The sequence below is a fragment of the Leisingera sp. ABD4_442 genome (genome assembly GCF_056160905.1).
Genome location: NZ_JBSWYB010000014.1, coordinates 47,959 through 73,547, shown reverse-complemented (window position 1 = coordinate 73,547; position 25,589 = coordinate 47,959). Strand labels below are relative to the sequence as shown.

General features: G+C 61.9%; 21 protein-coding genes and 1 pseudogene. 8 read left to right on the top strand and 14 right to left on the bottom strand.

Translation table 11 applies throughout. The features are described from left to right. Window positions 1-79: 79 nt before the first annotated feature. On the top strand, window positions 80-553 hold the full coding sequence (locus ACXAHG_RS12760) for a GatB/YqeY domain-containing protein (protein WP_475057842.1): 474 nt from the start codon (window positions 80-82) through the stop codon (window positions 551-553). 111 nt (window positions 554-664) lie between these two features. Here ACXAHG_RS12760 and ACXAHG_RS12755 read toward each other — a convergent pair whose 3' ends face one another. After that, window positions 665-1,147 carry a DUF2244 domain-containing protein gene (locus ACXAHG_RS12755; protein ID WP_475044710.1) on the bottom strand — a complete coding sequence of 161 codons (483 nt, stop codon included), beginning with the start codon at window positions 1,145-1,147 and terminating at the stop codon, window positions 665-667. 149 nt (window positions 1,148-1,296) lie between these two features. Further along, window positions 1,297-2,970 (bottom strand): cytochrome c oxidase subunit I, encoded by a 1,674-nt coding sequence (gene ctaD, locus ACXAHG_RS12750; RefSeq protein WP_475044708.1) that lies wholly within the window; start codon window positions 2,968-2,970, stop codon window positions 1,297-1,299. Between the two features lie 234 nt (window positions 2,971-3,204). Between ctaD and ACXAHG_RS12745 the strand changes: the two genes are divergently transcribed. Further along, entirely contained in the window at window positions 3,205-3,630 is a 426-nt protein-coding gene (locus ACXAHG_RS12745) for an HIT family protein (protein WP_475044706.1), read from the top strand. Window positions 3,631-3,988: 358 nt separating this feature from the next. Continuing rightward, the gene (locus tag ACXAHG_RS12740; RefSeq protein WP_475057840.1) at window positions 3,989-5,662 is read left to right on the top strand and encodes an alpha/beta hydrolase; all 1,674 of its coding nucleotides are present in this window, start codon (window positions 3,989-3,991) and stop codon (window positions 5,660-5,662) included. 2 nt (window positions 5,663-5,664) lie between these two features. Here ACXAHG_RS12740 and lipB read toward each other — a convergent pair. Beyond that, a pseudogene (gene lipB / locus ACXAHG_RS12735) lies at window positions 5,665-6,324 on the bottom strand (lipoyl(octanoyl) transferase LipB); the annotation flags it as partial. Between the two features lie 119 nt (window positions 6,325-6,443). On the opposite strand from lipB, the gene ACXAHG_RS12730 reads away from it, so the two are divergent. Further along, a complete protein-coding gene (locus ACXAHG_RS12730; RefSeq protein ID WP_475057837.1) occupies window positions 6,444-8,051 on the top strand; it encodes a peptidoglycan-binding domain-containing protein in 1,608 nt (535 codons plus the stop codon). Window positions 8,052-8,289: 238 nt separating this feature from the next. On the opposite strand, the gene ACXAHG_RS12725 is transcribed toward ACXAHG_RS12730, so the two are convergent. The 4 genes from ACXAHG_RS12725 to ACXAHG_RS12710 all read right to left on the bottom strand — a co-directional run bounded on the left by ACXAHG_RS12725 (window position 8,290) and on the right by ACXAHG_RS12710 (window position 11,392). Continuing rightward, complete coding sequence (locus tag ACXAHG_RS12725; protein WP_475044701.1) at window positions 8,290-8,625, bottom strand: carboxymuconolactone decarboxylase family protein; 336 nt, start codon at window positions 8,623-8,625, stop codon at window positions 8,290-8,292. Between the two features lie 73 nt (window positions 8,626-8,698). Then, window positions 8,699-9,355 (bottom strand): DUF938 domain-containing protein, encoded by a 657-nt coding sequence (locus ACXAHG_RS12720; RefSeq protein WP_475057834.1) that lies wholly within the window; start codon window positions 9,353-9,355, stop codon window positions 8,699-8,701. After that, the gene (locus ACXAHG_RS12715; protein ID WP_475057831.1) at window positions 9,355-10,425 is read right to left on the bottom strand and encodes an NAD(P)/FAD-dependent oxidoreductase; all 1,071 of its coding nucleotides are present in this window, start codon (window positions 10,423-10,425) and stop codon (window positions 9,355-9,357) included. Before ACXAHG_RS12715 ends, ACXAHG_RS12720 begins: the two co-directional genes overlap by 1 nt. Window positions 10,426-10,429: 4 nt before the next feature. Further along, the gene (locus ACXAHG_RS12710; protein WP_475057828.1) at window positions 10,430-11,392 is read right to left on the bottom strand and encodes an aldo/keto reductase; all 963 of its coding nucleotides are present in this window, start codon (window positions 11,390-11,392) and stop codon (window positions 10,430-10,432) included. A 130-nt stretch (window positions 11,393-11,522) separates the two neighbouring features. Here ACXAHG_RS12710 and ACXAHG_RS12705 point away from each other — a divergent pair, with 130 nt between their 5' ends. Next, complete coding sequence (locus ACXAHG_RS12705) at window positions 11,523-12,107, top strand: hypothetical protein (protein WP_475044694.1); 585 nt, start codon at window positions 11,523-11,525, stop codon at window positions 12,105-12,107. 40 nt (window positions 12,108-12,147) lie between these two features. Here ACXAHG_RS12705 and ACXAHG_RS12700 read toward each other — a convergent pair whose 3' ends face one another. The 5 genes from ACXAHG_RS12700 to ACXAHG_RS12680 form a co-directional block, all read right to left on the bottom strand. Further along, complete coding sequence (locus tag ACXAHG_RS12700; protein WP_475045327.1) at window positions 12,148-12,498, bottom strand: VOC family protein; 351 nt, start codon at window positions 12,496-12,498, stop codon at window positions 12,148-12,150. A gap of 178 nt (window positions 12,499-12,676) precedes the next feature. Then, complete coding sequence (locus ACXAHG_RS12695; protein ID WP_475057825.1) at window positions 12,677-13,750, bottom strand: BMP family ABC transporter substrate-binding protein; 1,074 nt, start codon at window positions 13,748-13,750, stop codon at window positions 12,677-12,679. Between the two features lie 58 nt (window positions 13,751-13,808). After that, window positions 13,809-14,729, bottom strand: a complete 921-nt coding sequence (locus ACXAHG_RS12690; RefSeq protein ID WP_475057823.1) for an ABC transporter permease — start codon at window positions 14,727-14,729, stop codon at window positions 13,809-13,811. A gap of 1 nt (window position 14,730) precedes the next feature. Then, window positions 14,731-15,813 (bottom strand): ABC transporter permease, encoded by a 1,083-nt coding sequence (locus ACXAHG_RS12685; RefSeq protein WP_475057821.1) that lies wholly within the window; start codon window positions 15,811-15,813, stop codon window positions 14,731-14,733. A 42-nt stretch (window positions 15,814-15,855) separates the two neighbouring features. Next, complete coding sequence (locus ACXAHG_RS12680; RefSeq protein WP_475044686.1) at window positions 15,856-17,373, bottom strand: ABC transporter ATP-binding protein; 1,518 nt, start codon at window positions 17,371-17,373, stop codon at window positions 15,856-15,858. A gap of 636 nt (window positions 17,374-18,009) precedes the next feature. On the opposite strand from ACXAHG_RS12680, the gene dnaE reads away from it, so the two are divergent. Together dnaE and ACXAHG_RS12670 are read left to right on the top strand one after the other, a co-directional pair. Continuing rightward, window positions 18,010-21,522: a DNA polymerase III subunit alpha gene (gene dnaE, locus ACXAHG_RS12675; RefSeq protein ID WP_475057819.1), complete on the top strand. Its 3,513-nt coding sequence runs from the start codon at window positions 18,010-18,012 to the stop codon at window positions 21,520-21,522. A 75-nt stretch (window positions 21,523-21,597) separates the two neighbouring features. After that, entirely contained in the window at window positions 21,598-22,896 is a 1,299-nt protein-coding gene (locus tag ACXAHG_RS12670) for an AAA family ATPase (protein ID WP_475057817.1), read from the top strand. Between the two features lie 30 nt (window positions 22,897-22,926). Here the strand turns inward: ACXAHG_RS12670 and ACXAHG_RS12665 are convergent, their stop codons facing one another. Both ACXAHG_RS12665 and ACXAHG_RS12660 read right to left on the bottom strand, forming a co-directional pair. Then, on the bottom strand, window positions 22,927-23,550 hold the full coding sequence (locus tag ACXAHG_RS12665; RefSeq protein ID WP_475057815.1) for a hypothetical protein: 624 nt from the start codon (window positions 23,548-23,550) through the stop codon (window positions 22,927-22,929). 97 nt (window positions 23,551-23,647) lie between these two features. Then, window positions 23,648-23,842, bottom strand: a complete 195-nt coding sequence (locus tag ACXAHG_RS12660; RefSeq protein WP_475044680.1) for a SlyX family protein — start codon at window positions 23,840-23,842, stop codon at window positions 23,648-23,650. A gap of 258 nt (window positions 23,843-24,100) precedes the next feature. Here ACXAHG_RS12660 and hisS point away from each other — a divergent pair, with 258 nt between their 5' ends. Further along, the gene (gene hisS, locus ACXAHG_RS12655) at window positions 24,101-25,588 is read left to right on the top strand and encodes a histidine--tRNA ligase (RefSeq protein WP_475044678.1); all 1,488 of its coding nucleotides are present in this window, start codon (window positions 24,101-24,103) and stop codon (window positions 25,586-25,588) included. Window position 25,589 lies beyond the last annotated feature (1 nt).

The window sequence follows — 25,589 nt, the reverse complement described above, 5'->3', positions numbered from 1 at the left end:
AAAATTTACTGTAAACTTGCACAGCGGCGGCAGAATGGATAACCATCGGTGTCCGGCAACCACAAGGATGCTTTTGCACATGGATACGCGCACACGGGTCAATCAAGCCCTGAAGCAGGCAATGAAAGACAAGGCCGCTGAGCGGCTGGCCACGCTGCGGCTGATCAATGCCGCCATCAAGGACCGGGAGATCGCAGCCCGGGCCGATGGTGAGGAAACCAGCATCGGTGACGAGGAAATCCTTGCGATTCTGGGCAAGATGACCAAGCAGCGCAACGAAAGCGCGCGCGCCTATGAGGAAGGCGGGCGGCTGGATCTGGCGGAGCGGGAGCTGGGCGAGATCAGTGTGATCGAGGAGTTCCTACCGCAGCAGCTGAGCGAGGAGGAGGTCGCAGAGGCGATCTCTGCAGCGGTGGCGGAAACCGGCGCCGAATCGATTCGCGACATGGGCAAGGTGATGGGCGCGCTGAAGGCGAAATACACCGGCCAGATGGATTTCGGCAAGGCGGGTCCGATGGTGAAGGATCAGCTCTGCAGCAAGGGCGATTGCTGATATGCGGCTGCCGGGGCTGATACCGCGCTGGCGCGCGGTGCCTGCGGCGCGAGTATTTTAGACCAGAAAGAAGCTTGAAGGTCCGCGTCTGCGGACCTTTTTGTTTGCCGCTCAGCGGGCAAAGGCGGATTTGAGGTCGCCGTAGAGCGCCAGCCGCTCATCCTCGGACAGGAAGGCGCCGATCTCCACTTCGCGGCCGCCGCCCTGCAGGGTGACATAGTGGGGGACCGGGCCGTCGTCGTCATGCATTTCGACGCGGGTCCAGTAGCGGTTGCACTGCCAGCTTTGGCGGTGGCCGTCGGGGTTGAAGCGCTCCAGCCTGGCGTCTTCGGGGCCGATTGTGAGAACTTCCAAAATTTGGTGGTCGCGGCGGCTGCGGTCCAGCGCCCATTTCATGCCGAACAGGGTGAGCAGCAGGAACGGCAAGAGCCCCCACAGCAGGAACGAGCCGAGCACCGGCACCAGCGGCACGCAAATCAATGCCGCAGTCAGGCCCAGGAAGCGCGCATAGCCTTTGGGCGGCAGCGACTGATGCGGCCAGAGGTGCATTTCGCGCTCGGCGCCATTGTGCGGTCGGGTCCAGTTGTAGGGCATCGCATCTGGCCTGTTGCGGTCGTGGGGTCACACTAAAAGATGTGCTGGAAAAGCGGAATTTCCACTGCGGGTTTTCCGCGCAGGCTTTCAAGAAAAAGGCCCCGGCGCATCTGCTCCGGGGCCTTTCGGTGTTCAGGGGCTAGAGCCGCTTAGTGCGAATGCGAGCGGTCCCAGTCTTCCTGCTTGGGCAGGATTTCAAAGGTGTGCTCCGGCGGCGGAGAGGGCAGGGTCCACTCCAGAGTGTCCGCGTATTCGTTCCAGTAGTTGTTCTGGGTGACGCGGGCGCCGCGCAGCAGCGAATAGATCACCACGCCGAAGAACAGCAGGAAGGAAGCGAAGGAGATGAACGCGCCGTAGGAGGAGATCTTGTTCCAGTAGGCAAAACCTTCCGGGTAGTCGATATAGCGGCGCGGCATGCCCTGGCGGCCCAGGAAGTGCTGCGGGAAGAAGGTCAGGTTGGCGCCGATGAAGAACATCCAGAAATGGATCTGTGCGCCCAGCTCGTTGTACTGGCGGCCTGTCATCTTACCGAAGTAGAAGTAGATGCCTGCGAAGATCGCGAAGACGGCACCCAGGGACATAACGTAGTGGAAGTGGGCAACCACGTAGTAGGTGTCGTGGTAAGCACGGTCCACGGAGGCCTGCGACAGCACCACACCCGTCACACCGCCGACGGTGAACAGGAACAGGAAGCCGAAGGCAAACATCATCGGTGCTTTGAACTCGATGGAGCCGCCCCACATGGTGGCGATCCAGGAGAACACCTTAACCCCGGTAGGCACGGCGATCACCATGGTGGCCAGCATGAAGTAGGCCTGCTGGTTCAGCGACATGCCGACGGTGTACATGTGGTGCGCCCAGACGACAAAGCCCAGCACGCCGATGGCGATGATCGCCCAGACCATCGGCAGGTAGCCGAAGACCGGTTTGCGCGCAAAGGTGGCGATGACGTGGGAGATGATGCCGAAGCCGGGCAGGATCACGATGTAGACTTCCGGGTGGCCGAAGAACCACAGGATGTGCTGGTACAGGATCGGGTCGCCGCCGCCTGCCGCATCAAAGAAGGTGAAGCCGAAGTTGCGGTCCATCAGCAGCATGGTGATGGCGCCAGCCAGAACTGGCAGCGACAGAAGGATCAGCCAGGAGGTGACGAAGATCGACCAGGAGAACAGCGGCACTTTGAACAGGGTCATGCCCGGGGCGCGCATGTTCAGGAAGGTGGTGATCATGTTGATCGCACCCAGGATCGACGACGCGCCCGAGACGTGCACGGCGAAGATCGCCAGATCCATCGAGTAGCCGCCCTCGTTCACGGACAGCGGCGGGTACAGAACCCAGCCGACGCCGGAACCCAGCTGGTCATTGCCGCCCGGGGAGACAACCGAGAGGACCGCCAGCGAGGTGCCTGCGACATACATCCAGAAGCTGAGGTTGTTCATCCGCGGGAACGCCATGTCCGGCGCGCCGATCTGCAGCGGCATGAAATAGTTGCCGAAACCGCCGAACAGGGCCGGAATTACCACGAAGAACATCATCAGGATGCCGTGGGCAGTGATCATCACGTTCCAGAGATGGCCGTTCGGGGTACATTCCGCAGAGGCGTCTGCGAACAGGCGCGCGCCTTCCAGGCACATGTACTGAACGCCCGGATCCATCAGCTCCAGCCGCATGTAGACGGTGAAGATGACGGAGATGAGACCTGCAATCGCCGAAACGATCAGGTAAAGAATGCCGATATCCTTATGGTTCGTGCTCATGAACCAGCGGGTGAAAAAGCTCCGCTCGTCCTCGTGGCCGTGACCATGAATGGCTGCGTCTGCCATTTAGGTGCCTCCTGCTGCATAACGAAAGGCCCCCGGAGACGGACTCCGGGCGGCCTGGATTCCTTTGGAGTATTAGAGCGGCGTGACGGGGCCTTCAATGGCGGAGTTTGATCTGGATCAAGATTTATTGCCGCAGGGGCTTGAATGCCATTTCGGCCGGGCGATGCTGCGTGCTTGACCTGGCCGCTGGGCGGGCGCACAACCGGGACAATGCGAGAACAGGAGGCCTGACTGATGCCTGATTATGATCCCGAAAACATCTTTGCCAAGCTTTTGCGGGGCGAGATTCCTTCAACCCGTGTTTATGAGGATGATGACACGCTGGCATTTATGGATATCATGCCGCGGTCCGACGGGCATTTGCTGGTTATTCCCAAGACCCCTTGCCGGAACGTGCTGGACGCAAGCCCTGAGCAGTTGTCGGCTGTGATGCGGACGGTGCAGAAACTGTCCCATGCGGTGATCAAGGCTTTCGGGGCGGACGGGGTCACTGTGCAGCAGTTCAATGAGGCGGCCGGCGGCCAGGAAGTTTTCCACCTGCATATGCATGTGCTGCCGCGCCATGAAGGCGACCGCTTGCGCCCGCCGGGCAAAATGGGGGACCTGGACGCAATCCAAGCGCAGGCAGAAAAAATCAGGGCTGCATTGGCCGGAGAGTGAACCGCGGCGGCTGGCCTGTCCATTTTGTTTCCTGAAAACACCGGCTGTGCGGCAGCCGGTGTTTCGCATATGAATTTGTGCATTAGAAATAGATGTTGAATTTTAGTTGAATTTGATCATAGCTGTTTCGCAAATTGGTTGTAGGTCAATGAGGGCGTGTGCGCCCGAGCGTATGGGACCCAAGAATTGGGGGAAGCCGGCACCGAATGCGGGCTTGATTGAAAGCAGCATCAGCCGGGTGTTTTCAGTTTACAGGCTGGCAGCCTGAAACAGGCGGGGCAAAAGCCCGCGCCAATTCCTATGCTTGCAAAGCGCGCATCGGCTCAGTTGACGCATAAGCAGTATTGGAGGGCGCGCAGTGACGCTCTTTTGCCGTACGCAGGCCTTGTCGCAGGATCAGGTCGCCGCAGCAATTTATGAAACCATGATCCGGGCGGAGCAGTTCGACCGGTTCCTGCCTGTATCGTCACCCGATGGCGGCAGTGACGCCGGGCCGGAGAAATTTGGAGGACGGCAGCGGGCGCTGCCGCTCCTGCGGGCGCATTTTGCCCGGGCCGCAGAAATCCAGGAACAGCAATGGCAGCGGGACGGGCGGCCGCTGCCTGGCGCGTATTCCGGGGAGTGCTGCCGCTTTTGGTTGCTGGCGGGTACCGGGGGACGGCTTTTGAACGCGTCTCAGCGCGCCGCCCGCCAGATGGCTGCAGGCGGCGGGCTAACCTCGGCAATGGGGATGAGCAGGGCGGCGGCCGAACGCTGGGCCAATTTTCTGGAGCAGGTGCGGGATGGCGCCTTTACCCGCCGCGATGTCCTCGTTTTGGGGGCTGGCCGCTCCGGTGAGATGTTTCTCTGCCGGCCAGTTCCGCTCAGCGGCGGCAGCTGTCCGGAATATGCAGTCATGGCGGAGCGGCTGGATTGCGAATGGAGCGCCGGGGCGGCTGGCCTGCTCGCGGCGGCATTTGGCTTGCAATCCGGTGATCTGGACCAGGTCCGACAGGTGATGACCGGGACCGGCGGGCGGGCGCCCGCCAGCCTTGCTGCGGTTGCTGCCAGGGCAGGGGCTCCTGGCGTGGCTGAGCTGATCCGGCTGACTGCTTTTTTGATGAATGAACACGTCCGGGACCTGAAGATTGCCCGGGGAAACCTGATGCCGCCGGCCCAGGAGATCCAGGACAGCCGCGGGCGCCGCAGCCAGTACTTCCGTCTGGGTTCGGAAACCGGTCAGCCGGTAATTTTTGCGCATGGGATTCTGGACGGGATTGCACCGCTGCAGCGGCTGCAGCCGCAACTCCGGAACCTGGGGTTCCGGGTTTATGCGCCAATGCGTGCGGGTTACGGGCATTCGGACCCGCTGGAACGCGGCCAGGACCCGGCTGACGCTTTTGTGCAGCAGCTGGACGCCTTGATGTCGCACGAGAACCTGCAACGGCCCATTCTGCTCTGCCATCGAGGCGGTGCGCTTTACGGATGTGCTGCCGCCAACCGCTTGCATGACCGTATCGGGGGAATGGTTTCTGTGGCCTCAAATTGCGCCTTCAGCACGCCGCGGCAGTTTCCGGGGCTGAGCGGTTATGCCTGGCTGATCGCTTTTTCCGCGGCGCGCGCCCGCTGGCTGCTGCCGGTCTTGATGAAAGGCTGGTCCGCTGCGCTGCGTTGGTACGGCCATAAGGCTTTGCTGCAAATCCAGACCGTGCGCGGCAGCCGGGAGAGAAATAAGCTGGATCAGCTTGATGTGCTGCCGTTGCTGAAACAAAGCCAATTGCTGTTTCAGCAGCAGGGCGGAGCCGGCTTTAGGGCAGATGTGCAGATGATGCGGCAAGGCTACCAGAAAATGGCGCTGGCCCGGAACACACGGTCCGTCTTCGTTCATGGCGGCGAGGACCATGTGGCGCCACTTCCGCTGATCCGCGACGCGCTGGGCGGCCTGCAGAATGCGCAGCTTTGCGTCAGCCAGGAAGCGGGCGCCTTGGTGTTTTATACTTTTCCGGAACTGGTGCTGACCGCTCTGCAGGATTGTGCTGCCGCCAGAAACTGAGCTTAGCCCGCTTCGAAGATCTGTTCAAAGCTGCGTTTCAGGGCGACATCTACATCGGCCATGGTCACAGGCAGTCCCAAGTCGACCAGGCTGGTCACACCGTATTCTGTGATGCCGCAGGGCACGATGCCGCTGAAATGCTCCAGCGTTGGCTCCACGTTGATGGAAATGCCGTGAAAGCTCACCCATTTCCGCAATCGGATTCCGATGGCGGCAATTTTGTCTTCTGCAATGTGGCCGGCCGCAGTGCGTGCCTTGTCCGGGCGTTCAACCCAGACCCCGACCCGGCCTTCGCGAATATGGCCTGTGATATTGAATTCATCCAGGGCGGCGATCACCCAGGTTTCCAGCTGCTGCACAAAACGCCGCACGTCATGGCCGCGCCGGCCCACGTTCAGCATCACATAAACCACCCGCTGGCCCGGCCCGTGGTAGGTGTACTGACCGCCGCGTTTGCTCTCGTAAACCGGGAAGCGGTCCGGGTCGGTCAGGTCTTCGCGCCTTGCGGAGGTGCCAGCCGTGTAGAGCGGCGGATGTTCCACCAGCCATATGCATTCTTCCGCCGACCCGCCGGCGATTGCAGCGGCGCGCGCCTCCATGAAGGCAACCGCTTGATCATACTCAACAAGACCGTCTGATGTGATCCATTCTACCATGACCGCTGCCGTCCTTCTGCGTCTACCGGATAGATTTGCCGCGCCAGGGCCTTAAAACCCTAGGTGCAGACCCCTCCAGTGGAGTATCCTGATTCCATTGTTAGTATCCATAGGGGGCGAGTCTCATGATTGCCAAACCGCTCAAGCCGGCTTTGACGGCAATTTTTCTGGCAACTACGGCTGCAGGGCCGGCAGTTTCAAGCGATTTGGGGGCCGCAATTGTCGGCGGCGTCATTGGCGGTGTTATCGTCAATGAGGTCCACAAGAACAAGCAGCGCCAGCGCAGCACCACCTACCGCAGGGCCCCGGCCTATTCAGCCACCCGGGCAGAGAACCGGGAAACCCAGGTTGCGCTGAATTATTTCGGGTTCCCCGCCGGCACGCCGGACGGGGTGCTGGGGCGCCGGTCGCGCGCGGCCATTTCCCAGTATCAGATCCATATGGGCTATCCAGCCACTGGCCATTTGGCGCCATATGAGCGTAACTTCCTGGTCAGTTCCTATAACCGCGCGCAGATCGGCGGCCCGCAGGTGATCAAGGCAATGCAGGGCCCGCAGGGCGTGCGCGGCCTTCTGCATACCTGGCGTGACGAGGCCGCGGGCCTGCGTACTGCAGGCAGCGGGTATGGCGGCAACACCTATGGCGGCCTGCCGCCGGAAGTCAGCCATGCCGTCGACGAAGTGGCAGCAAGCTCTGAGCCGACCGGCGAGCAGCTTTTGCAGCGCACCGGCTTCATGCAGCTGGCGGACCTGAACGGCGACGGCCGCAATGACTATGTGCTGGATACTTCGGTTTCCGGCAGTTCATTCTGGTGCGGCGCTTCGAATTGCTCTGTGATGGTCTTTGCGTCGACGCCGCAGGGCTATCAGCGCAACGATTTTCTGGCCCGCAATGTGACACCTGCCAGCTTTGCCTGTCACCAAGGGACCTGCCGCATAGCGGACACGGCAGGAGATGCGCCGGTCCAGGCAACCCAGCAGAGCGGCGGCACAGTGGCAGCCTTTGCCAGCCAGGACAGCGCGTCGCTGGGCGGTATCACCCTGTTCGACCAGCCGGAGCAGAGCGCCTCATTGACCAGCTATTGCAGCAAGGTGAGCCTCCTGACCAGCTCTAACGGCGGTTTCACCACCGTGTCGAATATGACCGACCCGGAACTTGCGCTGGGCGAACAGTTCTGCTTGGCCCGCACTTATGCGATCAATTCAGGCGAAACCCGCGCCGCAAAGGTCAAAGGGGCCACTCAGGCGCAGATCGACAGCCAGTGCGATGCCTTCGGCCCGGCAGTGCAGCCTTTCCTTGCCAAGCTCGGCACTGCGGGCAGCGGCGAAGTGATGGGCGATGTTCAGAAGTTTGTCCTGCAATCCGGCATGTCGCTGGAGCAGCTGGCCAATACCGCTGGGATCTGCCTGTTCTCCGGCTACCGCCGCGATGACATGGATGTGGCGCTGGGGGCTGCCTTGATTCTGTCCGGCACCGGCCAGCGCCCCTATGCAGAGCTGATCGGCCATCACCTGGCGCTTGGCTTTGGTGTCCCAGCGCTGGCTGAGCGGGCGCAAGACTGGTACGGGATGGCGGTGATTTCGCTCGAAGGCGGCGCGGCGCCTGTCTTTGCCCCTGGCCAGCCTGACCGGGCGGAACTGATCAAGACTGCTTCGTCCAAGCTGGCAGGCGGCCGGGTTCAGCCCGTGCAGGCTTCCGGTGGTGCGGCATTGCCCTCGTTCTCGACCGACTGACCAAGGCGGATTGCGGGGCAAGGCCATTTGCCCTGGATCGTGAGCGGCTGGTTTCACGGCCAGCCGTCACCGGGCACAAAATGTTCAGGCCATGCGGATCATTGACTGACGGCATGGCCTGCCAGCGGCATCCCTGATTCTGGCCTGGGTCAGGACAGAAAGGGAGCCTGTCCAGATCCTGAACAGGCCAATTCGGAAAGCTGCTTTCCAGTGCTTTGCGACGGGTAAACGAAATGGGTTACTGGCTCAGCTGATCAAAGCACTCCATCGCTTTGGCCGCATACATCATTGCAGGGCCGCCGCCCATCTGAATGGACATTGCCAAAACATCACCAACTTCTGAGCGTGCGGCTCCCGATTTGACCAGCGCCTCAACATGCAAACCAATGCAATCTTCGCAGCGCAAAGCGACCGCGATACCAAGTGCCACGAATTCCTTGTGCTTGAATTCCAGAACACCGCCTTGTTTCACCGACTTGCCAAGGGCGCCGAAGGCCTGAGCTGTCTCTGGGATTGCGCCATTCAAATTGCGCAGGCCCTTGCGGGTGCCGTCCAGTTTGCCGTGCCAGTCCATTTACTGCTCCTTCCATGCATATTCTAATTTATAGATATGTAAGGGCAGTCTTTTGTGCGGGCTTTGATCCAAGTCAGGCGGCAGGTTTTCCTGAGATGAGCGCCAGGTTGTTTGCGGGCATTTCCACAGCTTGCATCAGATTCAAACCGGCGCTGTGAAGCCAATCGATCACGTCAAAATCGTCCTTGTACCCGGTTTCCGGGTCGTGAGTGCTGAGGCTGGCGTGAAAGGCCCGGTCCCCTTCGCTGGTCAGTTCGCCGCCCCGCATGAAGGGTCCGTAGACCAAAAAGCACCCGCCAGGGGAGAGGGCTGCGGCAGCCTCTCGGATCAGGGTGCGGGCTTCCTCTTCGCTGATCAGATGCAGAAGGTTCACCAGAACAATCAGGTCCTGGCCTGTGTGCTCCGCGCCCCAGCCGGGGGCGGTGGCATCCAGATCTATGGGCGGCGCAATGTTGCTCAACCCTGCTTCATCGGCATATGCCCGGATGCTGGCGCGGCGGGTCGCGTCAACCTCCGTTGGCTGCCAGGTCAGGCCGGGCAGGCGGGCGGCGTAGGCCACTGCGTGCTGGCCGGTGCCGCTGGCCAGTTCCAGGGCGCGGCCCTGCGGCGGGGCAATCTCCGCCAGCAGATCGCAGATGGCGCTGCTGTTGCGCTCAGCCGCCGGCGCAAACAATTTGCCATCCTGCGGCTGGGCGACCGAAGCGGTGCCGGGAACAGAGCGCACCGGCATCAGCGCAGCCGTGCAGGCGACAGGGCGGCGACCGTAGCGGCGTCCAGTACCGGCGCCCGGCCGGCTGCCAGATCGGCAATCAGTTGCGAGGCAGCGGGCGCTGTCATGATGCCATAGCCGCCCTGGCCCGCGCACCAGATGAAATCCGGCTGATCCGGATCCGGCCCCAGCACTAGGGTGCCGTCAGCGACGAAGCTTCGCAGGCCGGCAAAATTGCTTTCCACCCGCGTTACCGGTTCTGTCACCATTTCCTCATAGCGGGCCAGCCCTTCGGCCAGCACCATGTCGTCGGCATAGGCGTCATGCGGTTCCACCGGGTCGGTATCGGCGGGAGAGACCAAGAGCTTGCCGGCGTCGGGCTTGGCGTACCAGGTCTCACCTACGCCCAGCAGCATCGGCCAGCCGCTGACGTCATGGCCGCCGGGCGCGGGCAGCCGCGCTATCGAGCGGCGCTTGGGCTGCAGGCCGATGGCGGCGACCCCAGCAAGCGCGGCAACTTTATCGGCCCAAGCGCCCGCGGCGTTGACCAGATTGCGTGCCACATAAACCTCGCCACCTGCGATGACCTGCCAGCCGCCGCTGATGCGGGTGATCGCGGTCACCGGCGCCTTGGTCACGATATGGCCGCCCGCGGCGCGCAAGGCCTTGGCGAAATCCTGCAGCATCCGGTCGGTGTCGATATCCTCTGCCGCGCCGCTGATGGCGGTGAACCCGACCGTTTCAGGGTTCAGGATCGGCACCATGGCGCGGGCCTCGTCGAGCTCCAGCGTCGCCATGCCCAGCTCATCCACGTCGCGGGCAAAGCCGTCGGCGTCCCCCTTGGCCCCGACCAGCATCAGCCCGCGCGGTGACAGGTAGCCGTTCTCGCGCAGGTGCGCCGCGCTGGCGCGGTTCAGGCCGATGGTGGGGCCGTGGCCGTAGTTTTCCTCAAACAGCGCGGCGGAGCGGCCAGAGGAATGGTAGCCAAGCGCGTCTTCCATCTCCAGCAAGGTGACGCTGCCGAGGGCAGCCAGCCGGGCAGCGGCGCTGGTGCCGGCCATGCCGCCGCCGATCACGATGAAATCCTGCATGGGTCTAGTCCTTGTCGTCTTCTTGTTCTTCCAGCCGGTCGGTAGCAGGTGCGGGCCGCGTACTGAGCGCCTCAATCGCTTGGTAGAGATCTGCGTCCATGGCGAAGTCCAGCGCCGCCAGCGAGGGCTGCAGCTGCTGTGCGTTGCGGGCAGAGATGATCGGCACCGGTGCGGCAGGGTGGGCAGCGGCCCAGGCCACGGCCAGGGTGGCCGGGTGAATGCCGTGCTGGGCGGCAAGTTCAGTGAGCGCCGTGGCAGTCTGATGCATTGCGGCAGGGCTGTAGCGGATATTGTAACCCCTGTCCTCAGTGATGCGGCCGCTGCCGCCGGTCGCGTATTTGCCGGTGAGGAGGCCGCCGCCAAGGGGCGAATAGGGCACCGCCGTGATACCCTGATCTGCACACATCGGCAGGATCTCCACCTCGGCCTGGCGCTTCACCAGGGAATACATCGGCTGCAGGATGTCCACGGAAATGCCGGAGGCCAGCCCGGCCATCTGTGCCTTCATGACCTGCCAGGCGGCAAAGTTTGACAGCGCGGCATAGCGGATCAGCCCTTCGGCCTTGAGGGCGGCGAAACAGTCCATGGTTTCGCGCAGGTCGGTGTGCGGGTCGAACCGGTGCAGGTAGAAGACATCGACCATGTCCAGGTCCAGCCGGCGGCGGCTTTCGTCCAGCTGGGCGCGCAGGTTGGCAGCGCCGGCGCCGCCTTCGTAGCCTGCTTTGGTGGCAATCAGCAACTGGTCGCGCTCCTGCTTGATAAGGCGGCCAAGGATCTGTTCCGAGTTGCCATCGGTATAGACCCAGGCGGTGTCGAAATGGCTGATGCCGGCAGCGCGGCAGGCGGCGTACATGCCCGCTGACTGCGCCTCAGATGCGCGGCCGCCGAACTGCATGCATCCAAAGGCGAAACGGCTGGCGGGGGTGCCGTCGGGGCTGGTGAGAATCTGGCGTTTGGTTCGGATCATGGCGCAGAGCTTGGCATAGGGCCGGGCGGCTGGAAAGGCGGTATTACGGGGCTGCCTGCGGATCCGGCGCCCGCCACAATGCCGCCCGGTTTTTCTGGCAGGATGCGGGTACGCGGAATGGAGAGTGAAAGTGAAACAGTTTCTGATGATCGGGGCTGCGGCGCTGTTGGGAGCCTGTTCGGCGCCGGAGCAGCTGGACTATTGGTCGGCGACACGGACCGGGTATGGCACCCAGACGGCAGCGCAGGCTTCTGCCCCGGGCACGCCGGATTACCGCACCGCAGCCTTGGCCGAGGCCGGGCACTTCACCACCGCAATGCGGCCCGGCCTGCACAAGACCCGGACCGGCGCGCCCTGGCTGGTCACCCATACCGCCCGTTTTCAGGCAGGCGGCCCGCCTGCTGCCGGACGGCCGGCGGCGCAGACAGCGATGGGTTACATGAGTTCTAAGCGGAAGTCTCCCTATGCGGCGCAAACTTATCTGGGCAAGTCGAGAACCAGATTCCGGATTGTCACGGTCGACGGCAGCAGCTTTGCGGTGCTGTTCAAGATAAGCCTGCCGCTGAAACACCTGGTGGTGTCCGACAAGGAGGCGCTGAAACAGCTTTATACCCATGTGGCAGGGCTGTCGGGCTGCCAGGTCACCGGCTCTGCCCTGATCAAGCGGCAGGACGGCGTTGCGGTGCAGCTTGCGGTTCCGGTCGCCTGTTCGTGAACAGACGAGACTTGGCGGCGGCATCTGCCGCCTCTGCCTTTCAATCCGCAAAGCAAAGCTTGTTGCCGTCCAGATCCCGCACATAGGCCGAAAACCGCGGGCCGCGCTGGCCTGGCTCACCTTCGCAAGTGCCGCCCAGCTCAATTGCCTTCGTGTGCAGCCTGGTGACTTCGGCTGCGGAGCCAAGGCTGACCCCCACCATGGTTCCGTTACCATTGGTAGCTGGTGCACCGTCAAAGGGGAGGGCGGCGGCAAATGCAAAATCGTCCTTCAACCAGTAAGTCATCCGTCCGCTAGGCCGGACTTGGGTAAATCCCTGGTTCTCAAAAAGTGCGTCATAGAATTTGACTGTGGCATCCATGTTGTTGGTGCCGACAACGAAGTAATTCATTTTCAAGGGCGTTCTCCAATTTGCCTAAGCGTTCCGCGGGCAGATTCCCGCGGGCTGGTGGAGCGGGGAGTACATCAGGCCAGTGACAGGGCGTGTCAGCAGGCTTGGAGAAAACCGGGATCTTGATCAAAAAAAGGCCCGCCATTTGGCGGGCCTTTGGTTTTTGGGAAGGGGCCGCTTACTGCGGGATGTCGCCTTCGATGCCTTCGACATAGAAGTTCATGCCGGCCAGGGTGCCGTCATCGGCGACCTCGCCCTCTGCAAGCCAGGCAGAGCCGTCCTGTTTGTTAATCGGGCCGGTGAAGGCGTGGTAGGAGCCGTCGGCTTGCGAGTCTTTGATTGCCAGTGCAGCGGCCTTGACGTCTGCCGGAACCGCATCCGAGATTTCACCGATGCCCACCATGCCGGCGCCAATGCCGTCCCAGGTGTCTGCGCTCTCCCAGGTGCCGTCCATCACGGCGCGGGTGCGGGCGATGTAGTAGGGCGCCCAGTCGTCGATGATCGAGGAAACACGCGGCTTCGGCGCATATTCCGACATGTCGGAGGCCTGGCCGAAGGTGATCACGTTGCCGGCGGCCTGGGCCGCGGCCTGCGGCGCGGTGGAGTCGGTGTGCTGCAGGATCACGTCAGCGCCCTGTTCGATCAGCACCTTGGCGGCGTCAGCCTCTTTCGCCGGGTCGAACCACGTAAAGGCCCAGACGATCTTGAATTCGACGTCGGGGTTCACCTTCTTGGCGTGGATGTAGGCAGAATTGATGCCGCGGATCACTTCCGGGATCGGGTAAGAGCCGATGTAGCCGATGATGTTGCTCTCAGTCATGTGGCCCGCGATGGTGCCCTGCACCGCGCGGCCCTCATAGAAGCGGGCAGAATAGGTCGAGACGTTGTCGGCGCGCTTGTAGCCGGTGGCGTGCTCGAACTTCACGTTCGGGAATTTCTTGGCGACGTTGATGGTCGGATCCATGTAGCCAAAGGAGGTGGTGAAGATCAGGTCGGCGCCTTCCAGCGCCATCTGGGTCATCACGCGCTCTGCGTCCGGTCCTTCGGCGACGTTTTCGACATAGACGGTTTCGACCTTGTCGCCGAATTCGGCCTCAACCGCCTTGCGGCCCTGGTCGTGCTCATAGGTCCAGCCGCCGTCGCCGACGGGGCCGACATAGACAAAGCCTACCTTGGTGGTGTCGGCCATTGCCGCGCCGGCGGCCAGGCCAAGCGCCACGGCGGCGCTGGTCAGAAGATTGGTCAGTTTCATCAGGTTCTCCCCAGTTTGATCTTTTGGCCCCGGCAGGGGGCAGTGAAAAGCCCCCCGTCTAGCGGGAGGCGTGGAAGTTGCGGCCAAGCGAGGCAGGTGCGCTGCTTTTGTCCGCGGAAAGGATAACAAGCACAATGATTGTAATCAGATAGGGCGACATTGCCAGATACTCGACCGGAATGGCAACGCCTGCGGCCTGCAGATTGAGCTGCACCACGGTGACGCCGCCGAACAGATAGGCACCCAGCAGCGCACGCCAGGGTTTCCAGCTGGCAAAAACCACCAGCGCCAGCGCGATCCAGCCGATGCCGGCGGTCATGCCCTCGGTCCATTGCGGGACGCGGATCAGGCTGATGTAGGCGCCGCCAAGGCCTGCGCAGGCGCCGCCGAACATGATCGCCATCAGGCGGATCTTCAGCACCTTGTATCCCAGCGCATGGGCGGCGTCGTGATTCTCGCCCACCGCGCGCAGCACCAGGCCGAGCCGGGAGTATTTCAGCACCCACCAGACCGCGGCTGTCAGAATGATGCCGAAGTAAAGGATGATGTCATGGCCGAACAGGATCGGACCGACGACGGGCAGGTCGCTCAGGACCGGGATATGGATGTCGCCCATCTGCGGCGGTTTGATGCCGACATAGGACTGCCCCATCAGCGCCGACAGGCCCAGCCCGAACAGCGTCAGCGACAGGCCGGAGGCGACCTGGTTGGCCTGGGCAAACTGGGTGAGGATGGCGAACAGGATTGACAGCGCTGCGCCTGCGATGGCGGCAGCGATGAAACCAAGGAGCGGCGAGCCGCTTTCCACCGCGGTGGCAAAGCCCGCGATGGCGCCGACGATCATCATTCCCTCGACCCCGAGGTTCAGGACGCCGGCCTTTTCGACCACCAGTTCACCGATGGCCGCCAGCAGCAGCGGGGTTGCCGCCACCATCAGCGAGGCAATGAGCAGGACCGGGTTGATTGCAGAAAGATCCATGTTACGCCACCTCAGGCTTGCCGATTGCGATGCGGAAATTGGTCAAGAGGTCGAAGGCCAGGAGGAAGAACAGCAGCATCCCCTGGAAGACCTGGATGGCCGCGGCCGGCAGCTGCAGGTTCGACTGGGCGATGTCGCCGCCAATGTACGTCAGCGCCATCAGTCCGCCTGCCAGCAGGATGCCCACCGGATGCAGACGGCCCAGGAAGGCGACGATGATCGCGGTGAAGCCATAGCCGACGTTGAAGTCGATGGAGATCTGGCCGGAGGGGCCGGAGACTTCGAACATGCCGGCAAGGCCTGCCAGCGCGCCGGAGGTGCCGAGGCAGAACAGCACCAAGCGGGTGGGGTTCACCCCGGCGAATTTGGCGGCGCGCGGTGCCTCGCCGGTGAGGCGGATGTGGTAGCCGGTCATGTGGCGGTTCAGCAGAACATAGGCAAAGATCACCGCAATCAGCGCCGCCACCACACCCCAGTGCATGCCGGTGCCTGCAATCAGCTCGGCATTATGGGCGGCGTCCCAGGACTGCAGGTTGCGGGAACCGGGGAAGCCGAAGCCCTCGGGGTTCTTCAACAGGCCCAGGGAGACCGAGGCGAGGAATTGCTCGGCCACATAGACCAGCATCAGCGACACCAGGATTTCGTTGGTGCCGAAGCGGGTTTTCAGCACCGCCGGGATCATTGCCCAGATCCAGCCGCCGAATGCACCGGCGATGACCATGAACGGGAAAATCAGGAACGACTCTGAGGGGTAGAAAGCAAGGCCCGCCCCGGCGCCAAAGATGGCGCCCATGATGTACTGGCCCTCGGCGCCGATGTTCCAGATGCCGGCGCGGAAGCCGAGGCTGAGGCCGATGGCGATCAGCACCAGCGGTGCGCCTTTGACCAGCAACTGCGGGCGGTAGTAGAAGGAGAACTCGCCAAACAGCGGTTCCCAGAAGATGGTGCGGATCGCCTCCACCGGCGGTTTGCCGAGCACTGCGAACAAAAGCCCGCCAAACAGCATCGTCGCCAGCACCGCCACCAGCGGCGTAGCCATCGACCAGGCGCGCGACGGCTGCGGCCGTTTCTCAAGCCGGATCATAAGGCGGCTCCCTGTTTTTTCTTATGATTTCTGTTGCGGAGGTCAGACATGCGCCACCTCCATGCCGTGGGCGCCGCCCATCATCAGGCCGATCTCGTCCACCGTCAGGCCCGCCGCTTCGCGCGGGGCGCTGAGGCGGCCTTCGTTCAGGGCGGCAAAGCTGTCGGAGATTTCCATCAGTTCGTCCAGGTCCTGGCTGATGCAGACCACCGCGGCACCCTTGGCCGCCAGATCCAGCAGCGACTGGCGGATGGAAGCGGCGGCGGCGGCATCGACGCCCCAGGTCGGCTGGTTCACCACCAGCACATCCGGGTCCTGCAGCACCTCGCGGCCGATCACGAACTTCTGCAGGTTGCCGCCGGACAGCGAGCGCGCTGCATTGCCGGGGCCGGGGGTGCGGACGTCGAACGCCTTGATAATGCGCTCGGCAAAGTCCTTGGTGGCGCCCCAATCCAGAAATCCGTTCTTTTCCAGCCCTTCACGAACGGATCCGGTGAGCATGGCATTTTCGGTCAGGCTCATGTCCGGAGCGGCGGCGTGGCCCAGGCGTTCCTCCGGCGCGGCCAGAACGCCGAGCTTGCGCCGGGCGGTGGGGCCGAGCTTGCCGATCGGCTCGCCATGCAGTTTCACTGCATCCGCCTCGGTCAGGGTTTCGCCTGACAGCACGCCCAGCAATTCGTCCTGGCCATTGCCGGCCACACCGCCGATGCCCAGGATTTCACCCTTGCGCACGGTCAGATGCACGTTCTTGAGCGCGGTGCCAAAGGCCGAAGGGGCTGGCACCGACAGGCCGGAGATGTCCATTGCCACGGCGCCGAAGTCACGGCTGCCGCGTTCAGGCGTTTGCAGGGTGCTGCCGACCATCATTTCGGCCATGTCGCGGGCGGAGGTCTCAGCCGGGATGCACTCCCCCACGTTCTTGCCTAAGCGCAGGATGGTGGCGTGGTCGCACAGGGTGCGGATTTCTTCCAGCTTATGGGAGATATAGAGGATCGAGGTGCCCTCGGACTGCAGTTTCTGCAGCGTCTTGAACAGGATCTCAACCTCTTGCGGCGTCAGCACCGAAGTCGGCTCATCCATGATCAGCAGTTTGGGATCCTGCAGAAGGCAGCGGATAATCTCGACCCGCTGGCGCTCGCCCGCGGACAGGTCGCCGACGGTGCGGAAGGGGTCGAGCGGCAGGCCGTAGTTCTCCGACACTTCACGGATACGGGCGGCCAAGTCGCGCATTTCCGGCGGGTTCTCCATCCCGAGCGCGATGTTTTCCGCGACATTGAGCGCATCAAACAGTGAAAAATGCTGGAACACCATGGCGATGCCGTCGGCGCGCGCTTGACGGGGCTCGGCGGGCGCAAAGGGCTCGCCGCGCAACAGCATCTGGCCGCTGTCGGGTTTCACCAGCCCGTAGATCATCTTGACCAAGGTGGACTTCCCGGCGCCGTTCTCGCCCAGCAAGGCATGCACTTCGCCCTCACCGATGTCAAAGGAGACGGTGTCATTTGCCACCACGCCGGGATAGGCCTTGGTCAGCCCTTGCAGGCTCAGAAGTGGTACAGTCACGTGTGCCGGTCCTCTTTCATTGTTCTGATACCCCAATCATCCGCCGCCGCGGCAGGTGTCCCGGCATCCGTATCATTCCGGACATCCAGTCTCAGCAACGCCAAGGGATACTGCCGGTTTCCTGCCTTGGGAATAGTGTTTGGGCAAATGCCCTGCGATTTCAGCGGTATGGCGGAGGAAAAATCTGCAGGGAACGGCACCAGCGATGTCTGCGCTGGGCTGCTTAAGCCCTGAGCACAGATCAAACCGACCCACATTGCATTGCGAGTTGCACATCATCCCGATACCGCCGCTTTACCCTGTTGACCCGGTGTGCCGCCCCCTCGATGCGGCGCAGAAGGGATGGCGGGCTGATTATTGCTTGCTGGCAACAGCCTAGGGAGCGGTCCGTTGCCAAAGCAAGGAAAACCAGTGCTGCGCTGCAGTATTCTGAAAAGTAAGAAAATTGCCGGTGATGCGTGTAGAGTATTCATATTTATGCGTTTTATCCGCAGCTTTGCGAAGGCTCTACGCGCTGGCTGCGAAAGAGTTTCAACAAAATGGATAAAATGCAACGTCCACCGCACCGGTTTTGGCGGGTGTTCAGTGCGCAGATCGCCCTTTCACCCATCCATGTCAATAAGATAGCGTGGCGGCATGACAAGCTCTCCCCGATTCATTCACCTGCGCACCCATACCGAATACTCTCTGCTGGAAGGCGCCATGCGGCTAAAGAAGCTGCCGGACCTCTGCAAGAAGCACGAGATGCCGGCGATTGCGGTGACGGATACCAACAACCTGTTCTCGGCGCTGGAGTTTTCGGTGTCGGCAAGCGGGGCAGGAGTGCAGCCGATCATTGGCTGCCAGGTGGATCTGCGGTTCACCGACCCGGCCCCGGGTGAGCGGCCCAAACCGCCCGCGCCGTTGGTGCTGCTGGCGCAAAGCGAGGCGGGTTATGAGCATCTGATGAAGCTGAACTCCTGCCTGTACCTGCGCCAGGGCGGCGAGCTGCCGCATGTGACGCTGGAGGAGCTGGAGGCGAATGCCGGTGATGTGATCTGCCTCAGCGGCGGGCCGGATGGGCCGGTTGGGCGGCTGCTGCAGATGGGCCAGCGCCCGGCAGCGGAGGCGCTGATGCAGCGGCTGAAGGCCATCTTCCCGAACCGGTTGTATGTTGAACTGCAGCGCCATCCGGGGGAACACGGCCAGCCGGAGGCAGAGAAGCAGACCGAACGCGGCCATGTGGAGATGGCCTATGCGATGGACTTGCCGCTGGTTGCCACCAATGACGTCTATTTCCCCAGTACGGAAATGTTCGAGGCGCATGATGCGATGATCTGCATCGCCGAGGGCGCCTATGTCGATCAGGTGGAGCCGCGCCGCCGGCTGACCGCGCAGCATTACTTCAAGAGCCAGGAGGAAATGGTTGCGCTGTTTGCCGACCTGCCGGAGGCGGTTGAGAACACCGTGGAAATCGCCAAGCGCTGCGCCTTCATGGCCTACCGGCGCGACCCGATCCTGCCCAAGTTCGCCGATGACGAGGTAGCCGAACTGCGCCGCATCGCCAACGAGGGCCTGCAGCAGCGTCTGGCGGTGATCCCCCATGCGGTGAGCGTGGAGGAATACCAGGAACGGCTCGATTTCGAGCTGGGCATCATCGAGGGTATGGGCTTTCCCGGCTACTTCCTGATCGTTGCCGACTTTATCCAATGGGCCAAGGATCACGATATTCCGGTGGGACCGGGGCGGGGCTCCGGTGCGGGCTCCCTGGTGGCCTATGCGCTGACGATCACCGACCTTGACCCATTGCGGTATTCGCTGCTGTTCGAACGCTTCCTGAACCCGGAACGGGTGTCGATGCCCGACTTCGACATCGACTTCTGCATGGACCGCCGGGAAGAGGTGATCCGCTACGTGCAGGAGAAGTACGGGCGCGACAAGGTGGGGCAGATCATCACCTTCGGCGCGCTTTTGTCCAAGGCAGCGGTGCGCGACATGGGGCGGGTTTTGCAGATGCCCTACGGCCAGGTGGACCGGCTGTCCAAGCTGATCCCGGTCGAGGGCGTGAAGCCGATGTCCATCGCCGACGCGCTGAAGGAAGAGCCGCGTCTCAGCGAGGAGGCGCGGAACGAGCCGGTGGTGGACCGGCTCCTGACCTATGGCCAGCAGGTCGAGGGCCTCTTGCGCTCTGCCGGTACCCACGCCGCGGGTGTGGTAATCGGCGACCGGCCGCTGGACGCGCTGGTGCCGCTCTACCGCGATCCGCGCTCCGACATGCCCGCCACCCAGTTCAACATGAAATGGGTGGAGCAGGCGGGGCTGGTGAAGTTCGACTTCCTTGGCCTCAAGACCCTGACGGTTATTCAGAACGCGATGGACCTGATCTTCCAGTCGGGCCGCGACCTGCATATCGCCGAGGATGGCACCCAGCTCTATGATCCGCCGGAGGGCGCCGAGAACCAGATCAACGCCATCCCGCTGGATGACAAGGTTACCTACGACCTCTACTCCCGCGCCAAGACGGTGGCGGTGTTCCAGGTGGAATCCACCGGCATGATGGATGCGCTGAAGCGCATGAAACCCACCTGTATCGAAGACATCGTGGCGCTGGTGGCGCTGTACCGGCCCGGCCCGATGGAAAACATCCCGGTCTACTGCGAGGTGAAGAACGGCCAGCGCGAGATCACCTCTGTCCACCCCTTGATCGACCACATCCTGGAAGAGACCCAGGGCATCATCGTCTACCAGGAACAGGTGATGCAGATCGCCCAGGTGATGGCGAATTACACGCTGGGCGGCGCTGACCTTTTGCGCCGGGCGATGGGTAAGAAGATCAAAGAGGCGATGGACGCCGAACGCCCGAAATTCGAGAAGGGCGCGGCGGAGAACGGCGTCGACAAGAAGAAGGCCTCCGAGGTTTTCGACCTTCTGGAGAAATTCGCCAACTACGGCTTCAACAAATCCCACGCCGCGGCCTATGCGGTGGTCAGCTATCAGACCGGCTGGCTCAAGGCGAACCACCCGGTGGAGTTCATGGCCGGTGTCATGAACTGCGATATTCACCTGACCGACAAGCTGGCGATCTACTTCGAGGAAGTGAAGAAGGGCCTGGGGCTGAAATACGTGCCGCCTTGCATCAACCGCTCGCTGGCGACCTTCAACGTGGTGAACGGGGAGCTGGTCTATGCGCTGGGCGCGCTGAAGAACGTCGGCCTGGACGTGATGCGGCTGGTGGCTGAGGCGCGTAATGAGGACGGCCGCGAGCGTCCCTTTGTCAACGTCTATGACTTTGCCCGCCGGGTGAACCTCAAGAAAGTGGGCAAGCGCCCCTTGGAGATGCTGGCGCGGGCGGGAGCGTTTGACCAGCTGGACAGCAACCGCCGCCGGGTGTTCGAGAGCCTGGGCGCGCTGGTGGATTACTCGGCGGCAGTGCATGACCAGCGCGCCTCCAGCCAGGTGTCGCTGTTCGGCGAGGCGGGCGAAGACCTGCCTGAGCCGCGTCTGCCATCGGTGCCGGACTGGCTGCCTGCCGAGCGGCTGTCGGAAGAGTTCAAGGCGATTGGCTTTTATCTCTCGGGCCACCCGCTGGACGATTACATGCCGGCACTGAAACGCAAAAAGGTGATGACGCTGGACGAGGTGACGGCCAAGGCCGAGCGCGGGCCGTTCATGGCCAAGATGGGCGGTGTTGTTGCTGGGCGGCAGGAGCGGAAATCTGCCCGCGGCAACCGCTTTGCCTTTGCCCAGCTGTCGGACCCTTCGGGGGCGTTTGAGGTGACGCTGTTCTCTGAGGTGCTGGAGAAGTCCCGCGAGTATCTGGAGACCGGCTCCAAAGTGGTGATCACCGCCGAGGCGACGATGGAGAGCGACCAGCTGAAACTGCTGGTGCGCTCGGTCGGGCCGGTGGATTCTGCCATTGCCGATGCCGGGCGCAGTTCCCTGCGGGTCTATGTGAGTGACGCCGCCGCTGTGGGCACCGTGGCGCAGGTGCTGGAGGATGCCAAATCCGCCGCCCGCAACGCCGCGCGCGGCGAGGTCTATATGTACCTGCAGGACCCCGCGCTGCCCGGCGATGTGGAGATGGACCTGGGCCAGGCGTTCCCGATCAACCCGCAGATCAAGGGCGCATTGAAGTCGCTGGAAGGGGTGATGGATGTGGAGGAGATTTGAGGGGAGTTCCACCTCTTTACTCGCGCTCTGGGAGTAAATACTGTTCGCTCATTACTGGTAGAGTGAGAAACAGATTTGACCGAGCTACAGGGTTTGCGAGCAGTTATCAGCCAACCGGAGAATGACTTTGGAAAGCTGATGTCCAAAGTTCTTTCACCGTCCAGACCATTGCAGTCAGAAGAGTTTCTAAGAGGTCGAACAAGACAATTGAACGGAATCAAACGAGCCCTGATCCAGCCGGGACGCCACGCTCTGATTCATGGCCTACGGGGAGTAGGGAAATCCTCGCTAGCACAGACTAGTGCTTATTCTCTTGCTGATTCTGAGGAAGCGGTACTCATCGGTTGCGATGGAAAGAGCACATTTGCCTCCATTATCCGTGAAGTGTTTGATCAAATGAACGGGCGATCCCCTCAGTTCGAGAAGAAGATTACTGAGAAGGGTCTTAGCTTTTCCAAGTTTGGATTGGGTGGAGAAGGAAAGTGGACACTGGAAGAGGGGAAAGCTACTGATCCCAGCTCTGTTAACGAAGCAGTCCGTCTTATGCGGTTTCTCGCAGAGAATACTGAGAAACGGATTGTCATCGTTGTAGATGAGTTTGATTTGATTGAGAGCCGCGAGGAGCAGGTTGTCTTTACCAATTTTCTCAAACAAGTTTCAGATCAGCATGTCTTGGCCACGTTCATTGTTTGCGGGATCGGTGAAAGTGTCGAGGCTCTTATGGATGCGCACGGCAGCGCTGATCGTTACTTTCACACAGAAGGTTTGGGCCAGCTCCCATGGGAGGCGAGATATGAAATTGTTGAAACAGCGGCTGTAGCTCTCGGGATCAAAATTGACAAGGATACGGTAATTCGGATCGCACGCATCAGTGATGGTTTTCCGCACTATGTACATCTGATTTCTGAGAAGTTGTTCTGGCGTGTTTTCGAAGCACAAAACGATGGGGTGGTTACTCCTGAGCTTTTTCAGCTCGCCATGGCGGACGCGGCTGAAGCGATGGATATGAAACTTAGGAAACCCTATGAAGATGCAACTCAAAAATACAGAAACGACTATGAGTCCGTGCTTTGGGCAGTAGCTGATGGCCACGAACTTAGGCGTCGAAGCGCTGACATTTTTGTCTCTTACGAAAGAATAATGAAGCCGCGTGAGGAACAGACCTTAGACCGATCTAAGTTCAACCAGCGTATCAACAGCCTAAAGAAGGAAAACCACGCCAGGATTCTTACTGGGACTAGGCAAGGTTGGTATGAGTTCACAGAAACAATGATCCGCGGTTATGTGCGTTTGCGTGCAGAGCAGCAGGGCGTAGACCTTGAAGTAGACCATCCAGCCGTTTCAAAGCACTTAACTTTAGAGGGGGATAGTTGAACCTCAACGCCGTCACGCCTGCCGCAAGCGTTACGCCTCCTTGGGCACCGGCAGTTTGGCCACGTCCTTGAGCAGGCGGATCGCCTCTTTCACCTCCAGCCGCAGGGTTTTCAGAACCTTTTTCAGCATCGACTTCACCCGCTTCACCGCAGCGGCAATTCCGGTCACGTCGCGGATCCAGCGGAAGACCATTTGCAGGACGGAGGCAAAGCGGCTGATCACCGACAGCGCGGTGTCGAGCACGCCAAGCTCATCCCAGATCTCGCGGATCCAGCCCCAGACCTGGCGGATCATCTCGACATATTTGCGGATCACGGTTTTCAGAATGCGGATGACGCGGGTGCGGTCCATGTTCTTGCGGATGGTGTCGAGGATGCGTTTGCCGAGTTTCACCAGGTTTTTCAGCGTCAGTTCCACCCGGTCGATCAATTTCAGAATGTACTGGGCGGCGGAGGTCACCTGCTTCACCACTGCCTTGCCGACGGTCTTGGCCAGAGATTTGGCGCCGGAGATCAGGTTTTTCAGGAATTTGCTGAGCGGGGTGAGCAGGGCGCGGATGCGCTTCCAGATGGTTTTCAGGTAGTAGAGCATGCGCGCATGCAGTTTGCCGACGCCCTTTTCGACGAATTCCACCGGGTCGTTGGATGGTGCCATGGCCCTGTCCCCCAATCACTTGTCACAAATACCTGCGTGACAGCCTGCGCGGGGCGGGCGTTTGGATCAAGGGAAACCGTGGTGTGCTGGTCGCTGATCAGTAATGCGGCGGGCGCTCGTCGGCAAAGACCATGCCGCCGGTGCCTTCCTGTTCGCGGGTGGCCTCGCGCTGCATCAGCATGGCAACGCGGCGGGTCAGCAGGTCGATCTCCTGCTGCTGGCGGGCGATCACGTCGCTCATCTCCTCCACGCTGCGGGTCAGATGGGCGATTTGCTCTTCCAGATGCTGCATGGGGGCTCTCCTGTAGGTGCGGCCCTGTCATAGGGCGGTTGCGGCCTTGGGTCCATGGGGCGGATGCTGCAGACGCAGGTTTTCCTGCGGAAATCCTGCGGGCCTCCGGCGGGGATATTTTTGGCAAGAGGAAGGCAGGGGGCGAATGTCACTGGCCGGGGGTGCGGCACCGGGCGGCGGCGGCTCTGTCTTGCCGTTGTGACCCGCTTCCGTTAGACCGCCACGCGAGTGAAACCGCTACCCGTGAGGAGGCCTCAGATGGCCAAAGTGAAGAAACAGCCCCGCCCCAAGGCGCAGACGCCGAAGGGGTTCCGTGACTATTTCGGTGTGGAGGTGACCCAGCGCAGCGAGATGCTGCGGGCCATCGCGGGTGTGTATCATCATTACGGGTTCGAGGCGCTGGAGTCCTCGGCGGTGGAAACCGTTGAAGCGCTGGGCAAATTCCTGCCCGATGTGGACCGCCCGAACGAGGGCGTGTTTGCCTGGCAGGAGACCGAAGAGGACGGGAACGGCGACTGGATGGCTCTGCGCTATGATCTGACGGCGCCCTTGGCGCGGGTTTATGCGCAGCACCGCAACGATTTGCCGACCCCCTACCGCCGCTATGCGATGGGGCCGGTCTGGCGCAATGAAAAGCCGGGGCCGGGCCGCTTCCGCCAGTTCTATCAGTGCGACGCGGACACCGTGGGCACCGCCTCGATGGCGGCGGATGCAGAGATCTGCGCGATGCTGTCCGACACGCTGGAGACCGTTGGCATTCCGCGCGGCGATTACCTGGTGCGGGTGAACAACCGCAAGGTTCTGAACGGCGTGCTGGAGGCGATGGGCCTTGGCGACGGTGATGCCAAGCGCGACGACGTGCTGCGCACCATCGACAAATTCGACAAGGTGGGCGAGGCCGGCGTGCGCGAGCTGCTGACCAGTGGGCGGCTGGATGCTTCGGGCGCCTTCATTGACGGTGTGGGCTTGTCTGATGATCAGGCCGCGCCGGTGCTGGCGTTTCTGACGTCCAAGGCGGCGGATGCGGCTGGGACCATCGCCAACCTGCGTGCGGCTGTTGGCGACAGCAAGGTGGGCCAGGAGGGCATTGCTGAGTTGGAGCAGATCGGCGAATTGCTGGCTGCGGGCGGTTATGGCAAGGACCGGATTGAGATCGACCCTTCCGTTGTGCGCGGTCTGGGCTATTACACCGGGCCGGTGTTCGAGGCGGAACTTACTTTCGAAATCCTCGACGAGAAGGGCCGCAAGCGGCAGTTCGGCTCGGTCTCGGGCGGCGGCCGTTATGATGGCTTGGTCAAGCGCTTTACCGGGCAGGAAGTGCCTGCGGTGGGTGTGTCTGTCGGCGTGGATCGTTTGCTGGCGGCGCTGCATGCCAAGGGGCGGCTGAGCGCTGAAGCAACTGGACCTGTCGTGGTGACCGTGATGGACCGGGACCGGATGGCGGATTACCAGGCGATGGTGGCAGAGCTGCGCAACGCGGGCATCCGGGCCGAGGTATACCTGGGCAACCCCAAGAACTTTGGCAACCAGCTGAAATACGCGGACAAGCGGAACTCGCCTGTCGCCGTTATCGAAGGCGGCGACGAGAAGGCCAATGGCGTGGTGCAGATCAAGGACCTGATTCTGGGCGCCAAGATCGCCGAAAGCGCCACCTTGGAAGAGTGGAAGGAACGCCCCAGCCAGTTCGAAGTGCCGCGCAGCGAGCTGGTCGCCAAGGTGCGGGATATCCTGGACGGGCAGGGCTGAT

Coding starts and splice junctions, on each gene's coding strand:
- ACXAHG_RS12690 (WP_475057823.1), bottom strand. CDS start 14,729: ATGGATCTTTCTGCAATCAACCCGGTCCTGCTCATTGCCTCGCTGATG.
- ACXAHG_RS12695 (WP_475057825.1), bottom strand. CDS start 13,750: ATGAAACTGACCAATCTTCTGACCAGCGCCGCCGTGGCGCTTGGCCTG.
- ACXAHG_RS12745 (WP_475044706.1), top strand. CDS start 3,205: ATGCCTGATTATGATCCCGAAAACATCTTTGCCAAGCTTTTGCGGGGC.
- ctaD (WP_475044708.1), bottom strand. CDS start 2,970: ATGGCAGACGCAGCCATTCATGGTCACGGCCACGAGGACGAGCGGAGC.
- ACXAHG_RS12725 (WP_475044701.1), bottom strand. CDS start 8,625: ATGGACTGGCACGGCAAACTGGACGGCACCCGCAAGGGCCTGCGCAAT.
- ACXAHG_RS12710 (WP_475057828.1), bottom strand. CDS start 11,392: ATGATCCGAACCAAACGCCAGATTCTCACCAGCCCCGACGGCACCCCC.
- ACXAHG_RS12665 (WP_475057815.1), bottom strand. CDS start 23,550: ATGGCACCATCCAACGACCCGGTGGAATTCGTCGAAAAGGGCGTCGGC.
- dnaE (WP_475057819.1), top strand. CDS start 18,010: ATGACAAGCTCTCCCCGATTCATTCACCTGCGCACCCATACCGAATAC.
- ACXAHG_RS12755 (WP_475044710.1), bottom strand. CDS start 1,147: ATGCCCTACAACTGGACCCGACCGCACAATGGCGCCGAGCGCGAAATG.
- ACXAHG_RS12660 (WP_475044680.1), bottom strand. CDS start 23,842: ATGCAGCATCTGGAAGAGCAAATCGCCCATCTGACCCGCAGCGTGGAG.
- ACXAHG_RS12730 (WP_475057837.1), top strand. CDS start 6,444: ATGATTGCCAAACCGCTCAAGCCGGCTTTGACGGCAATTTTTCTGGCA.
- ACXAHG_RS12685 (WP_475057821.1), bottom strand. CDS start 15,813: ATGATCCGGCTTGAGAAACGGCCGCAGCCGTCGCGCGCCTGGTCGATG.
- ACXAHG_RS12700 (WP_475045327.1), bottom strand. CDS start 12,498: ATGAATTACTTCGTTGTCGGCACCAACAACATGGATGCCACAGTCAAA.
- ACXAHG_RS12760 (WP_475057842.1), top strand. CDS start 80: ATGGATACGCGCACACGGGTCAATCAAGCCCTGAAGCAGGCAATGAAA.
- ACXAHG_RS12720 (WP_475057834.1), bottom strand. CDS start 9,355: ATGCCGGTGCGCTCTGTTCCCGGCACCGCTTCGGTCGCCCAGCCGCAG.
- hisS (WP_475044678.1), top strand. CDS start 24,101: ATGGCCAAAGTGAAGAAACAGCCCCGCCCCAAGGCGCAGACGCCGAAG.
- ACXAHG_RS12715 (WP_475057831.1), bottom strand. CDS start 10,425: ATGCAGGATTTCATCGTGATCGGCGGCGGCATGGCCGGCACCAGCGCC.